Here is an 11,756-nt window from a genome sequence, read left to right as displayed (position 1 = left end):
CCATAGCTCTGCGGGATTTGGATTGCCGCAGGGAACCTGGATGACCGACGCCGCCGCCATTGCTACCGCCGACCATGTGATGCGCCATTGGGCAGCGCCCGAAGCGGGGCCGGTCCGCATCGGCTCGGCCGAGCACCTCCGCTTGTTCTGCCGCATGCTGCTCGAGACGCATAATCCCTATAAGCCGGCGGTCATGGTCTGGCCGACGCTCGAGCCGGACGCGTTCCAGCGCCTGACGTCCCTGCCGATCTGGGACATCGCGGTGCAGACCGAGGGCCGCGCCTCGATTCGGGTCAAGACCTTCGCCGAGCGGATCAGCGAGCCGCTGTTGCGCCAGGCGCTCGACATGGATGCGGGCGAGGAAGCGCGGCACAAGGTCGTGCTGGGTCACCTCGTCGCGTCCTACGGCATCAAGCTCGCGCCCGAGCCCGCCTACCCGCCGCCGGCCGATGCGGAATGGGCCTGGCTCGTTACCGGCTACAGCGAATGCGTCGACAGTTTCTTCGCCTTTGGCCTGTTCGCGCTCGCCAAGCAATCGGGCTTCTTTCCGCCCGAGCTGGTCGAGACCTTCGAGCCGGTCATCCAGGAAGAGGCGCGCCACATCCTGTTCTTCGCGAACTGGGTGGCCTGGCATCGGCGCAATCTGCCCTGGTGGCGCCGCATCGCGTTCGAGGCGCGCGTCGTTGCCGTCTGGGCGTTTCTCATCTGGGAGCGGATCGGCATTGCCCGCGGCATCGACGCCGACGGCACGGCGCAGGACGCGAACTTCGCCATGACCGGCGGCAGCGCCGTCGGCAGCGACCTGAGCCCGCAGGCCCTCATCGCGCTCTGTCTCAGCGAGAACGAGCGGCGCATGGCCGGCTATGACGCGCGCCTGCTGCGGCCGACCACGGTGCCGGCGCTGGCGGCGCTCGCCCGGCGGTTCCTGCCCCGTCCGAAGACGGCCGGTGCTTGACGCTCAGAGGGTGCTTGACGCTCAGAGAAAGCTCGCGACCGCCTCCAGGTGGTGCGCGGGGCAGCCGAGTCGCTCGACGATGCGGGCGCGATGGCACTGGCGCCAGTCCGCCTCGTAGCAAAGCAGGCAGCAGCGCTCAGCCTTGGCGCGGACCGCAATCTCCTCGAGCGCCTCGCCAGCCGCCTCGGTCGAGAGCGACTCGTCGACGATACGCCAGAACGTCACCTGATCGCCCGTATGATGGGCAACCCGCCCCTCCTTGGGCGTGCCGAGCGCCTTCAGGTGGACATAGCCGATGCCGGCCGCGTTGAGCGAACCCGCAAGCATGCTCTTCGAGAATCCGGCGCGGCGCGACTGCGGCCGGTCGCGCACGTCGATCACGGTGCGGATGCCGGCACGCTCGAGGGCGGCGATGACGTCGCTCTGCGCCGCCTTCTCATAGCCGATCGTCCAGATTTCCATCGCCGGGGTGACCTCGCGCGTTGACAGCGGAACCCGAAAATGCGACGGGTGACGCCAGCCACTGAGCCTCGTGGGAGAGACGGGAGAGCCAGCATCGCTCTGCCGCGCCGAAGGAGCAACCGCCCCGGAAACTCTCAGGCAAAAGGACCGCGAGGGGACGGCGACTCTGGAAAGCAGGCACCGATCCATCGGCGCCTCACCGACGAGGTAAGCCGCGGCCGCGGCCAATCTTTCAGGTTCCCAGGACAGAGGGGGCGCGAACCGTGCAAGCACGGGTCTCTACGCGTCCACACTGTTCGTCCCGAGAGGAACCATGAGCGCCGCCCCGACCGAAACAGCCCTGAAGCGCGTGCCGCTCCATGAGCTCCATGCCGAGCTCGGCGCCAAATTCGTGCCCTTCGCCGGCTACGACATGCCGGTGCAGTACAAGCTGGGCGTGCTGGGCGAGCATCTCCATACCCGGGCCAAGGCCGGCCTGTTCGATGTCTCGCACATGGGCCAGCTGCGCCTCCGCGGCGCCAATCCCGCGGCCGCGCTCGAAACGCTGGTGCCGGGCGACATCCAGGCACTCAAGCCCTGGCGCACCCGCTACACGCTCTTGACCAACGATAAGGGCGGCGTCCTCGACGACCTGATGGTGACCAACCTCGAGGATCACCTGTTCCTGATCGTCAATGCCGCGACCAAGGACGCCGACATCGCCCATCTGAAGGCGAGGCTCGGGACCCAAGCGACGGTCGAGCCGCTGTCGGATCGCGCACTCCTGGCGCTGCAGGGGCCGGCCGCCGTGACCGTGCTGGCACGCCTGGCGCCGTCGGTCGCCACGATGGCGTTCATGACCGCCGCTAACGTCACGTTCGACGGCATCGATTGTTTCGTCACCCGCTCGGGCTACACCGGCGAGGACGGCTACGAGATCTCGGTGCCGGCCAAGGACGCCGAGCGCTTCGCCCGCCTGCTGCTCAAGCACGAGGAAGTGGCCGCGATCGGTCTCGGCGCCCGCGACTCGCTGAGACTCGAGGCCGGCCTCTGCCTCTACGGCAACGACATCGATGAGACGACCACTGTGATCGAGGCCGATCTAGCCTGGGCGATCGGCAAGCGCCGCCGCACCGAGGGCGGCTTCCCCGGCGCCGCGATCATCCAGCAGCAGTTGGCCGGAGGGGCGCCGCGCTGCCGCGTCGGCATCCTGCCCGAGGGCAAGGCGCCTGCGCGCGAGCATACCGAGATCACCGACGGCACCCAGAAGATCGGCGAAATCACCTCCGGCGGCTTCGGCCCGAGCCAGGGCGGCCCGGTCGCCATGGGGTATGTCGACGCCAAGTACGCCGAAGTCGGCACGGCCGTGACGCTCATGGTGCGCGGCGTGCCGCGGCCGGCGCAGGTCGTGGCCCTACCCTTCGTTCCCCACCGCTACTACCGCGGCTAATGCCGCGGTTACTACCGCGGCTCACGCCGCCGTCCCCAAGGAGTTCGAATGATGAGCGAGATCCGTTACACCAAGAGCCATGAATGGATCCGGGTCGACGGCGACACGGCGACCGTCGGCATCACGGCCCACGCTGCCGAGGCGCTGGGCGACGTCGTCTATGTCGAGGTGCCGGCCGCCGGCAAGGTCGTCGCCAAGGCCAAGGAAGCGGCCGTCGTCGAGTCGGTGAAGGCCGCGAGCGAGATCTATGCGCCGGTCTCCGGCACAGTGACCGAGGGCAACCAGGCGCTGGCCGACGACCCGGCGCTGGTCAACCGCGACCCGACGGGCGACGGCTGGTTCTTCAAGATGACCGTTGCCGACAAGGGCGAGCTCGCCGATCTGCTCGACGAGGCGGCCTACGAAGCCATGGTCGCGGAGAGCAACTGATGCGCTACCTTCCGCTGACGGAGGCGGAACGTCGGGAGATGCTTGTCGCCATCGGCGTCCCCTCGGTCGACGCGCTGTTCCGCGACGTGCCGAAGGCCGCCTGGCGCGACGAACCTTTCGACCTGCCGCCGCACCAGGGTGAGCTCGAGGTCGAGCGTGCGCTCGCCCGGCTCGCCGCCCAGAACGTTCCGGCCGGATCGGTGCCGAGCTTCCTCGGCGCCGGCGCCTATCGCCACCATGTGCCGGCGACGGTCGATCACATCATCCAGCGCGGCGAGTTCATGACCTCGTACACGCCGTACCAGCCGGAAGTGACTCAGGGCACGCTGCAGTACCTGTTCGAGTTCCAGACGCAGGTGGCGCTCATCACCGGCATGGATGTGGCGAACGCCTCAATGTACGACGGCGCCAGCGCCACCGCCGAGGCGGTGATGATGGCGAACCGCGTCACGCGTCGCAGCCGCGCCGTGCTGTCGGGCGGCCTGCACCCGCACTATCGCGAGACGACCGAGACCAACGCCCGCTTCGCCGGCGTCACGATCGTCGCCGCCGACCCGCATCCGGAGGCGGACGAGGACCTGGCGGCGCTGATCGACGACAAGACCTCGTGCGTCGTCGTGCAGAACCCGGACTTCTTCGGTCGGATCCGCGATTACTCGGCGCTCGCTGCGGCGGCGCATGCCAAGGGCGCGCTCTTGGTCGTCGTCGTGAGCGAGATCGTCTCGCTGGGCGCCATCACGCCGCCGGGCGAGATGGGCGCGGACATCGTCGCGGCCGAGGGCCAGTCGATCGGCAACCCGCTGACATTCGGCGGACCGCATGTGGGCCTGTTCGCGACGCGCGACAAATACGTCCGCCAGATGCCGGGCCGCCTCGTCGGCCAGACCGTCGATGCCGATGGCAGGCGCGGCTGGGTGCTGACGCTCTCGACGCGCGAGCAGCATATCCGGCGCGAGAAGGCGACGAGCAATATCTGCACGAATTCAGGGCTCTGCGCCCTCGCCTTCACCATCCACATGTCGCTCCTGGGCGAGATCGGCTTCACGGGCCTGGCAGAGATCAACCACGCCCATGCCTCGCTGCTCGCCGAGAAGCTCGAGAGCGTGCCGGGCGTCACGGTGCTGAACGACAGCTTCTTCAACGAGTTCACCATGGCCCTGCCGAAGCCGGCGGCGGACGTGGTCGAGGCGCTCGTCGGCCACGGCGTGCTCGCCGGCGTGCCGGTCTCGCGCCTCTATCCGGACCGGCCGGAGCTCAAGAACCTGCTCTTGGTCGCGGCGACCGAGACCAATACCGAGGCGGACATGGACACGTTCGCTGCCAAGCTCCAGGAGGTGCTGCGATGAACGAGTGGAGCAAGGCAATCAGCAACTTCACCGCCGACCTGGGTGCCAGCGGCACCTATAGCGGCCATCGCGGCCTGCAGATCGAGGAGCCGCTGCTGTTCGAGCGCGACAGCGAGGGCCGCTGCGGCGTCGACCTGCCCGCCCCGCCCAAGGCGAAGAACCGCTTGGGCACCAATGCCCGCAAGGGCCGCATCGGCCTGCCCGGCATCTCGGAACCGGAGATCGTCCGGCACTTCACGCGCTTGTCGCAGAAGAACTACGCGATCGACACCGGCCTCTATCCGCTGGGCTCGTGCACCATGAAGCACAACCCGCGGCTCAACGAGAAGATGGCGCGCTTGGCCGGCTTCGCCGACATCCATCCGCTGCAACCGGTCTCGACCGTGCAGGGCGCGTTGGCGGTCATCGACCAGCTCGCCCATTGGCTGAAGGTGCTGACCGGCATGCCGGCGGTCGCCATGAGCCCCGCCGCCGGCGCCCATGGCGAGCTGTGCGGCATGATGGCGATCCGCGCCGCGCACCAGGCCAAGGGCGAGACGCGCAACAAGGTGCTGGTCGCGGAATCAGCGCACGGCACCAACCCCGCGACCGCGGCCGCCTGCGGCTTCACGGTCGAGGCCGTGCCGGCCAATGCACGCGGCCGGGTCGATCTCGCGGCGCTCAAGGCGCAGCTGGGGCCCGACGTGGCCGCCGTCATGCTGACCAACCCCAACACCTGCGGCCTGTTCGAGACCGAGATCCGCGAGATCTCGGACGCGGTCCATGCGGCGGGCGCCTATTTCTACTGCGACGGCGCCAACTTCAACGCCATCGTCGGCCGCGTCCGGCCGGCCGATCTCGGCGTCGACGTCATGCACATCAACCTGCACAAGACCTTCTCGACGCCGCATGGCGGCGGCGGTCCGGGTGCCGGTCCGGTCGTGCTCGCGGCCGCGCTCGCGCCGTTCGCGCCGCTACCCTGGGTCGTCCATGGCAAGAACGGCTTCGAAGTGCTTGAAAAGGCCGAGGGTGCTGCAACCCAGGCACTCGGCCGGCTCAAGGGCTTCCATGGCCAGATGGGCATGTTCGTGCGGGCGCTCGCCTACATGATGAGCCATGGCGCCGACGGGCTCCGCCAGGTCGCGAGCGACGCGGTGCTGAACGCGAACTACGTCTTGGCCGGCCTCAAGGACGACCTGACGGCGCCGTTCGAGGGTCCGTGCATGCACGAGGCGCTGTTCGACGACCGCTTCCTCAAGGACACCGGCGTCACCACGCTCGACGTCGCCAAGGCGTTGATCGACGAGGGCTTCCATCCCATGACCATGTATTTCCCGCTGGTCGTGCATGGCGCGCTCCTGATCGAGCCGACGGAGACCGAGAGCAAGGCAACGCTCGACCGGTTCATCGGCGTGCTGAAGGCGCTGGCGGCCGAAGCCAGGGAAGGCAAGGTCGACAAGTTCCGCGCCGCCCCGACGCTGACGCCGCGCCGCCGGCTCGACGAGACCTCGGCCGCCCGCCAGCCGGTCCTGCGCTGGAAGCCCGAGGAGCCGGCACGCACCGCTGCGGAATAGCGGCGATCGCGTTCGTTATCGCCCTCGCCCGCTTGCGGGAGAGGGAGGGCCCCGGCGCAGAGCGACGGGAGGGTGAGGGTTTCGCCGCAGCAACACCCTCACCCTCCCAATCCTGGCGGATTGGGCCCCTCCCTCTCCCATTTCATGGGCGAGGGAATGCGGGTGCTGCCACCGGTGCGATGGGGGAATACCCGCCTCGGTAGAAAAATGCGCGGCTGGCATGCCATTGCCGGGGATGTTTTTGCCAGCTGGAGCGTATTACCTGCACCACATCGGCCTCGGAGGGTTAGGGCCATGGTGCAGATGATCTTGAGCGAACTCTGCGATCTCGGTGCCTTCGCCGTGGTCGCGATCTATATCTCGAGCGTCGGCGAGAGCCGGCGCGGCAATCGGCGCTGCCGCCGCTGACCCAAGGCTGCGGCGCCGAAACCGCTCGCCCTCTTGCACGTTCACCGCTAGATTACCCGCGTCCTTCCTGAGGGATGGAGGTGGGGATGCCAGCCCGGGATTTGGGAAAGCTCGCGATCGGATCGGCCGCCTTCGGCGCCGGGGCAGCGGCTGTGCTACTGGTCGGCGCCGGCTTGCCGAGCGTCGAAGCCAAGCTCGGCGTCATGGGCGTCGAGCTGTCGCTGTCGGTCGGCGATGCTCCCGCGGCAAGCGATCCCGCCTATCTCGAAGCCAGCATGCTACACCGCAGCCTGGACAACAGGCTGAGCGGCGTTGCCTTGCGTGTCGCCCGATCCGGCGGTCTGCGCGCGCCCGTGGCAGCGCCGGGCGAAGCGGCGCCGGTCAGCCGCGTCGTCACCGCGCCGGCGGAACCGGCCGAGAAAAACCACCGCGACATTTGAAGGCCGTTCAGCGCACCCAGTCGACGATATGGCCGGGCAGGTCTTCCTCTTCGATCTCTTCCTCTGAAAAGACCCGGTGGCGCACCGACATGCCGGCGCGATGCACCGAATCGCGCCGGCCGCTGACGAGCGGATGCCAATCCGGCAGATCCTTGCCCTCGGCGAGGAGCCGATAGGCGCAGGTCGAGGGCATGAAGCCCAGGTCGGCGATATTGTCCGGCGTGACCTTGACGCAGTCGGGCACGAGCCGCGCCCGATCCTTATAGCGGCTGCAGCGGCAGCTGTGGGTGTCCAGCAAATGGCACACCACGTCCGTATAGAGGATCTCGTCGGTATCCTCGTCCTGCAGCTTGATGGTGCAGCATTTGCCGCAGCCGTCGCAGAGGGATTCCCACTCCTCGGCACTGAGCGCCGCCAGCGGCTTCGCACGCCAGAAGGGTTCGCCCGTCATTCCCGTCCTCGATCGCAATACCCAAAATCAGCGTTCCCATAGGCCGTTTCCGCCGCCGCGCCAAGCGGTGCGTGCGCAGGCCGCCATGCTTCAGCTATGGTCCGCACGGAGGGCGGGTGATCGGGCACCGGCAAACAATCGCGGGGGCGGGCTTGGGGCGGATCTTGCGCAATGTCGGCGCGCTGCTGTTCGGCGTCAGCATCCTCCTGCTCGGCGCCGGCCTGTTCCAGACGTTCCTCAGCCTGCGCATGGCCTACGAGCGGTTCGGGCAGCTCACCATCGGCCTGATCCTCGCCGCCTATTTCGCGGGCTTCATGGCCGGCTCCATGCTGTCGGGCAGGGTCGTCCGACGCGTCGGTTACATCCGAGCCTTCGCGATCTTCTCGGCACTTCTGTCGTCTTCGGTCCTGTTCCAGGCGCTCGTCGTCGACCCGGTCGCCTGGACCGGGCTCCGCGCCTGCGGCGGCTTCGCCATCGCCGGCCTGTTCCTCGTCACCGAGAGCTGGCTCAACCATCGATCCGACGAGGCGACGCGCGGCCAGGTGCTGGCGCTCTACGTCATGATCGAGCAGGTCGCGACCGGCCTCGGCCAGTACCTCATCGACCTGCTGCCGACCGGCGGCACCGGCAGCTTCATCCTGACCGCCGGCCTGTTCGTCCTGGCGCTGATCCCGGTCGCCGCGACCAATGCGGAGGCGCCGCTGCCGGCCGCCCACTCGACGCTGTCGATCGGCCAATTGTTCCGCATGACGCCCCTGGGCGTGCTGGGCTCGCTGTTCGCCGGGCTCATCAACGCGGCCTTCGCCGGCTTGGCACCGATCTATGCCCAGGGCATCGGGCTTTCGACCCCGCGCATCTCGGTGTTCATGAGCGTCACGATCCTGGGCGCGCTGCTGTTCCAGCTGCCGGTCGGGCGGCTCTCCGACCGGTTCGATCGGCGGAGTGTGCTGCTCGTCGTCATCATCAGCGTAACTGCGGTTTCGGGCGTGCTCTCGGCCGCGGAGGGCTTCGGCCTCTGGTCGCTCCTGGCCCTGGCATTGGTGTTCGGCGGCGTCAGCCAGGTGATCTACCCGGTGACGGCCGCCCATGCGAACGATTATGTCGCCGAGGAGGACCGGGTTGCCGCCGCCGGCGCCCTGCTGTTCGCCTACGGCATCGGCGCCACGGTCGGCCCGCTGCTGGGCGCGGCGCTCATGGAGTGGCTTGGGCCGGCCGGGCTCTTCGTCTATTGCACCATTACTTCGGCGGCACTCGCCGGCGTCGTAGCACTCCGCATGGCACGGCGCAGCGCACGGCCGTCGTATCTCCAGACGCCGTTCCAGCTCGTCTCGAACTCGACGCCGGCAGCGGCCGAACTCGATCCCCGCACCCACCCGAGAAAGACACCTGCGCCATGAAGAACATTGTGATCCGCGGCTTCGACATGGCCGATTGGGAATCGGCGGCCGAGCTGTTCCAGCAGCCGCGCTGCATCTGGGGCACGCTGCGGCTGCCCTATGCGTCGCGCGACGTGCTGCGCAAGCGGCTCGATACGGCCGATCCGAACCGGCATCGCCTCGCCGCCATCCTCGACGGCAAGGTCGTCGGCCTGTTGTCGCTCAACCAGGGCGAAGGCCGGCGCCGGCATGTTGGCGAGATCGGCCTGTTCGTGCACGACAGCTTTCACGGACGCGGCATCGGCCGGAAGCTTCTGGAGGCCGCCGTCGACCTCGGCGAGAATTGGCTGGGCCTGACCCGCATCGAGCTCACGGTGTTCGTCGACAACGCGGCGGCGATCAAGCTCTATGAAAGCTGCGGCTTCGAGCGCGAGGGCGTCGCCCGGCAATTCGGGCTCCGGGATGGCGTGCTCGTCGACGCCTATTACATGGCGCGGCTGAGGCGCCCCTAGGCACGAACCGGCCTGGCTCATGGCTGCCGCGCCCGGCGGGCTCTTGCACTGACCTGGACTTTCGGCAAGCTTCCATTCCCGCCATGTCCGCCCGTCCCGAGCCTGCCTGATGATCCTGACACCGATCGCGCCCCATGCGCTCGACCTGGTGCTGGCGGCGTTCGAGCGGGCGCTCGATGGGGCGCCGTTCGAGACCGCCGTGTTCCGGCGCATCGCCGACAGCCGGGCGGCCGAAGGCGGGCCGGTCGAGCTCTGGCATGCCGACGCCGTGGCCTTGACCGAGTGTTTCGGCATGCAGCCGCTCGCCGAGGCACCGCAGCAGGCGTTCAGCTGGGATGGCGCGCGCGTCAGGACCAAGAGCGAGCCAGCCGTGCTGGTCCATGAGGTCGCCCATTACCAGATCGCGTCACCGTCGCGCCGGTTCCTGCCCGACTTCGGGCTCGGCGCCGGTCCGGAAACCGGCGAGATCGCGATCGCCGACGGCGCGCGCGCGGCCGACGACGCGACGCGCGAGACCGAAGAGGCCATGGCCTCGCTCCTCGGCATCCTGTGGGAGGTCGAGCTCGGCCAACCGGCGATCTTGGCATTCCAGGAACAGAACTGGCTCGAAGGCGCCGGCCGCGCCGGCACGGCCGACTTCTTCCGCGCGACCCTCCACCGCCTCGCCGCCCTTGGCCTGATCGACGAGGACGGCCGGCCGACCTACGCGGTCAGGATCGCGCCAGAACCCTGACCGCGGTGTCGACGGCGGTGCGGCCATCGACCAGGATCGCCGCCGCCGAGCCGACCTTGCCGCGGACAACGTCGCCCGCCAGCGCCTCGCCCACGGCAGCAAACCGCTCCGGATCGCTGTCGTAATCGCGATAGGTTTGCCAGACCCGGCGCCCGTCGCGCGTTATCGGGGCGCCGGCCGATACGGGGGCCGCATCGGGCCAGGCCCGGCGCTCCGCCAAGTGCAAGAGCGTCGCTCGATTCCAGCCGACGCCCAGCAGCAGGAGCTTGACGTCGCGGTCGTAGGCCCGGGCGAGCGGCGACGCCTCGCCATGGGGATCATCGAGCGGATGGCGGCCGACGATTTCCGCCGCCAGCGGGCCGCGCGCCGCCACCGAGGCTGCCGGATGGTTGCTGCGCATCACGCCCGGCCAGGTCCGGAACAGCTCCGCCACCGCACCCAGCCCCCATGTCGGTGTGCGGGCGGGATCGTACGCCGGCATTGCGGCGCGGATCTCCTCGACCCAGCCCGCCGGCACCGGTGGTGCCGCCCATTGGCCCGGGTCGCTGAGATCGGCCGAATGCGCCGGCATCATCAGCGTGCCGTCAGGCCCCAGCCGATCGAGCACGGCATCGAGCAGGGTCATGGCACCGCCGACGACGAAGCCGAGCGCGCGCAGCGAGACATGGAGCATGACGAGCTGCCCCGGGGCCACGCCGAGCGCCGCGAGATCGGCGGCAAGGCTCGCCCGCGTCCGCGGCCGGTCGGTCTCCGCGATGATCTGCTGCAAGCTTGGTCCGCCCTATTCCTTGACTGCCCCCGTCATGCTCGAGACGTAGTGCTCGACGAAGAAGGAATAGAGGATCGCGACCGGCAGCGAGCCCAGCAGCGCCCCGGCCATGAGCGGCCCCCAATGATAGACGTCGCCCTCGACCAGCTCGGTCACGACGCCGATCGGGATCGTCTTGTTCTCCGACGACGAGATGAAGGTGAGCGCGTAGATGAACTCGTTCCAGCTTAAGGTGAAGCCGAAGATGCCGGCCGAGATCAGGCCGGGCACGGCGAGCGGCAGGATGATCTTGACCAGGATCTGCCAGCGCGAGGCGCCGTCGATCAGCGCGCATTCCTCAAGCTCGTAGGGGATCGACTTGAAGTACCCCATGAGCAGCCAGGTGCAAAATGGGATGAGGAACGTCGGGTAGGTCAGCATCAAAGCGAACTTGCTGTCGAACATGTCGAACTGCAGCACCATGAAGGCGAGCGGCAGAAACAGGATCGACGGCGGCACCAAATAGGCGAGGAAGATCGCCAGGCCCACCGTCCTGGCACCCCTGTAGCGCAGCCGCTCGATCGCGTAGGCAGCCAGCACCGAGGCGAACAGCGACAGGAAGGTCGACACGACCGACACGATGATCGTGTTCCACATCCAGGCTGGATATTCGGTCTCAAACAGCAGGTGGTAATAGTGCTGCAGGGTTGGCTTGATCACCCAGAACGGGCTGCCGTGGCTCGTGTCGTAGAGCTCATCGTTGCTTTTGATCGAGGTGATCGCCATCCAGTAGAACGGGAACAGCAGCACGAAGAGAAAGATCGCGAGCGGCAGATAGACGGTGACGACCTTGCGCGGGGTCGACACCAGATAGTTCATGCCACCAGCCTGGTCGGCGAGGGTACGGGCCATGG

13 protein-coding genes and 2 riboswitches are annotated in these 11,756 nt (G+C 68.3%); of the genes, 9 read left to right on the top strand and 4 right to left on the bottom strand.

What is annotated here, in order from left to right; genetic code table 11:
- The first annotated feature begins 40 nt into the window (after positions 1-40).
- Positions 41-955, top strand: coding sequence for a ferritin-like domain-containing protein (locus tag IEY58_RS09835; protein WP_189045075.1), 915 nt, complete (start codon positions 41-43; stop codon positions 953-955).
- Between the two features lie 21 nt (positions 956-976).
- Here the strand turns inward: IEY58_RS09835 and IEY58_RS09830 are convergent, their stop codons facing one another.
- Positions 977-1,417 carry a DUF488 domain-containing protein gene (locus IEY58_RS09830; RefSeq protein ID WP_189045073.1) on the bottom strand — a complete coding sequence of 147 codons (441 nt, stop codon included), beginning with the start codon at positions 1,415-1,417 and terminating at the stop codon, positions 977-979.
- Positions 1,418-1,478: 61 nt separating this feature from the next.
- A riboswitch (glycine riboswitch) is annotated at positions 1,479-1,577 on the top strand.
- Between the two features lie 4 nt (positions 1,578-1,581).
- Positions 1,582-1,668, top strand: a riboswitch (glycine riboswitch).
- Between the two features lie 62 nt (positions 1,669-1,730).
- Between IEY58_RS09830 and gcvT the strand changes: the two genes are divergently transcribed.
- The 5 genes from gcvT to IEY58_RS09805 all read left to right on the top strand — a co-directional run bounded on the left by gcvT (position 1,731) and on the right by IEY58_RS09805 (position 7,022).
- Positions 1,731-2,846: a glycine cleavage system aminomethyltransferase GcvT gene (gcvT, locus tag IEY58_RS09825; protein WP_189045071.1), complete on the top strand. Its 1,116-nt coding sequence runs from the start codon at positions 1,731-1,733 to the stop codon at positions 2,844-2,846.
- A gap of 51 nt (positions 2,847-2,897) precedes the next feature.
- Positions 2,898-3,275 carry a glycine cleavage system protein GcvH gene (gcvH, locus tag IEY58_RS09820; RefSeq protein ID WP_189045387.1) on the top strand — a complete coding sequence of 126 codons (378 nt, stop codon included), beginning with the start codon at positions 2,898-2,900 and terminating at the stop codon, positions 3,273-3,275.
- Positions 3,275-4,621 carry an aminomethyl-transferring glycine dehydrogenase subunit GcvPA gene (gcvPA, locus tag IEY58_RS09815; protein ID WP_189045069.1) on the top strand — a complete coding sequence of 449 codons (1,347 nt, stop codon included), beginning with the start codon at positions 3,275-3,277 and terminating at the stop codon, positions 4,619-4,621. Before gcvH ends, gcvPA begins: the two co-directional genes overlap by 1 nt.
- The gene (gcvPB, locus tag IEY58_RS09810; protein ID WP_189045067.1) at positions 4,618-6,174 is read left to right on the top strand and encodes an aminomethyl-transferring glycine dehydrogenase subunit GcvPB; all 1,557 of its coding nucleotides are present in this window, start codon (positions 4,618-4,620) and stop codon (positions 6,172-6,174) included. The genes gcvPA and gcvPB overlap by 4 nt, the downstream gene beginning before the upstream one ends.
- A gap of 509 nt (positions 6,175-6,683) precedes the next feature.
- Positions 6,684-7,022 carry a hypothetical protein gene (locus IEY58_RS09805; protein ID WP_189045065.1) on the top strand — a complete coding sequence of 113 codons (339 nt, stop codon included), beginning with the start codon at positions 6,684-6,686 and terminating at the stop codon, positions 7,020-7,022.
- A gap of 7 nt (positions 7,023-7,029) precedes the next feature.
- Here the strand turns inward: IEY58_RS09805 and IEY58_RS09800 are convergent, their stop codons facing one another.
- Complete coding sequence (locus IEY58_RS09800) at positions 7,030-7,473, bottom strand: YcgN family cysteine cluster protein (protein ID WP_189045063.1); 444 nt, start codon at positions 7,471-7,473, stop codon at positions 7,030-7,032.
- 152 nt (positions 7,474-7,625) lie between these two features.
- Here IEY58_RS09800 and IEY58_RS09795 point away from each other — a divergent pair, with 152 nt between their 5' ends.
- The 3 genes from IEY58_RS09795 to IEY58_RS09785 all read left to right on the top strand — a co-directional run bounded on the left by IEY58_RS09795 (position 7,626) and on the right by IEY58_RS09785 (position 10,094).
- A complete protein-coding gene (locus IEY58_RS09795) occupies positions 7,626-8,870 on the top strand; it encodes an MFS transporter (RefSeq protein ID WP_189045061.1) in 1,245 nt (414 codons plus the stop codon).
- Complete coding sequence (locus tag IEY58_RS09790; protein WP_189045059.1) at positions 8,867-9,361, top strand: GNAT family N-acetyltransferase; 495 nt, start codon at positions 8,867-8,869, stop codon at positions 9,359-9,361. Before IEY58_RS09795 ends, IEY58_RS09790 begins: the two co-directional genes overlap by 4 nt.
- A gap of 109 nt (positions 9,362-9,470) precedes the next feature.
- Positions 9,471-10,094 (top strand): hypothetical protein, encoded by a 624-nt coding sequence (locus IEY58_RS09785; protein WP_189045057.1) that lies wholly within the window; start codon positions 9,471-9,473, stop codon positions 10,092-10,094.
- On the opposite strand, the gene IEY58_RS09780 is transcribed toward IEY58_RS09785, so the two are convergent.
- Together IEY58_RS09780 and IEY58_RS09775 are read right to left on the bottom strand one after the other, a co-directional pair.
- Positions 10,072-10,863, bottom strand: a complete 792-nt coding sequence (locus IEY58_RS09780; protein ID WP_229743618.1) for an aminoglycoside N(3)-acetyltransferase — start codon at positions 10,861-10,863, stop codon at positions 10,072-10,074. The genes IEY58_RS09785 and IEY58_RS09780 overlap by 23 nt on opposite strands.
- A 12-nt stretch (positions 10,864-10,875) precedes the next feature.
- Positions 10,876-11,754, bottom strand: a complete 879-nt coding sequence (locus IEY58_RS09775) for a carbohydrate ABC transporter permease (protein ID WP_189045055.1) — start codon at positions 11,752-11,754, stop codon at positions 10,876-10,878.
- Between the last annotated feature and the right edge of the window lie 2 nt (positions 11,755-11,756).

This window comes from Aliidongia dinghuensis, assembly GCF_014643535.1.
Taxonomy (GTDB): Bacteria; Pseudomonadota; Alphaproteobacteria; order ATCC43930; family CGMCC-115725; genus Aliidongia; species Aliidongia dinghuensis.
This window is presented reverse-complemented; position numbering and strand designations above follow the sequence as displayed.

Coding starts and splice junctions, on each gene's coding strand:
- IEY58_RS09835 (WP_189045075.1), top strand. CDS start 41: ATGACCGACGCCGCCGCCATTGCTACCGCCGACCATGTGATGCGCCAT.
- IEY58_RS09830 (WP_189045073.1), bottom strand. CDS start 1,417: ATGGAAATCTGGACGATCGGCTATGAGAAGGCGGCGCAGAGCGACGTC.
- gcvT (WP_189045071.1), top strand. CDS start 1,731: ATGAGCGCCGCCCCGACCGAAACAGCCCTGAAGCGCGTGCCGCTCCAT.
- gcvH (WP_189045387.1), top strand. CDS start 2,898: ATGAGCGAGATCCGTTACACCAAGAGCCATGAATGGATCCGGGTCGAC.
- gcvPA (WP_189045069.1), top strand. CDS start 3,275: ATGCGCTACCTTCCGCTGACGGAGGCGGAACGTCGGGAGATGCTTGTC.
- gcvPB (WP_189045067.1), top strand. CDS start 4,618: ATGAACGAGTGGAGCAAGGCAATCAGCAACTTCACCGCCGACCTGGGT.
- IEY58_RS09800 (WP_189045063.1), bottom strand. CDS start 7,473: ATGACGGGCGAACCCTTCTGGCGTGCGAAGCCGCTGGCGGCGCTCAGT.
- IEY58_RS09790 (WP_189045059.1), top strand. CDS start 8,867: ATGAAGAACATTGTGATCCGCGGCTTCGACATGGCCGATTGGGAATCG.
- IEY58_RS09785 (WP_189045057.1), top strand. CDS start 9,471: ATGATCCTGACACCGATCGCGCCCCATGCGCTCGACCTGGTGCTGGCG.
- IEY58_RS09775 (WP_189045055.1), bottom strand. CDS start 11,754: ATGGCCCGTACCCTCGCCGACCAGGCTGGTGGCATGAACTATCTGGTG.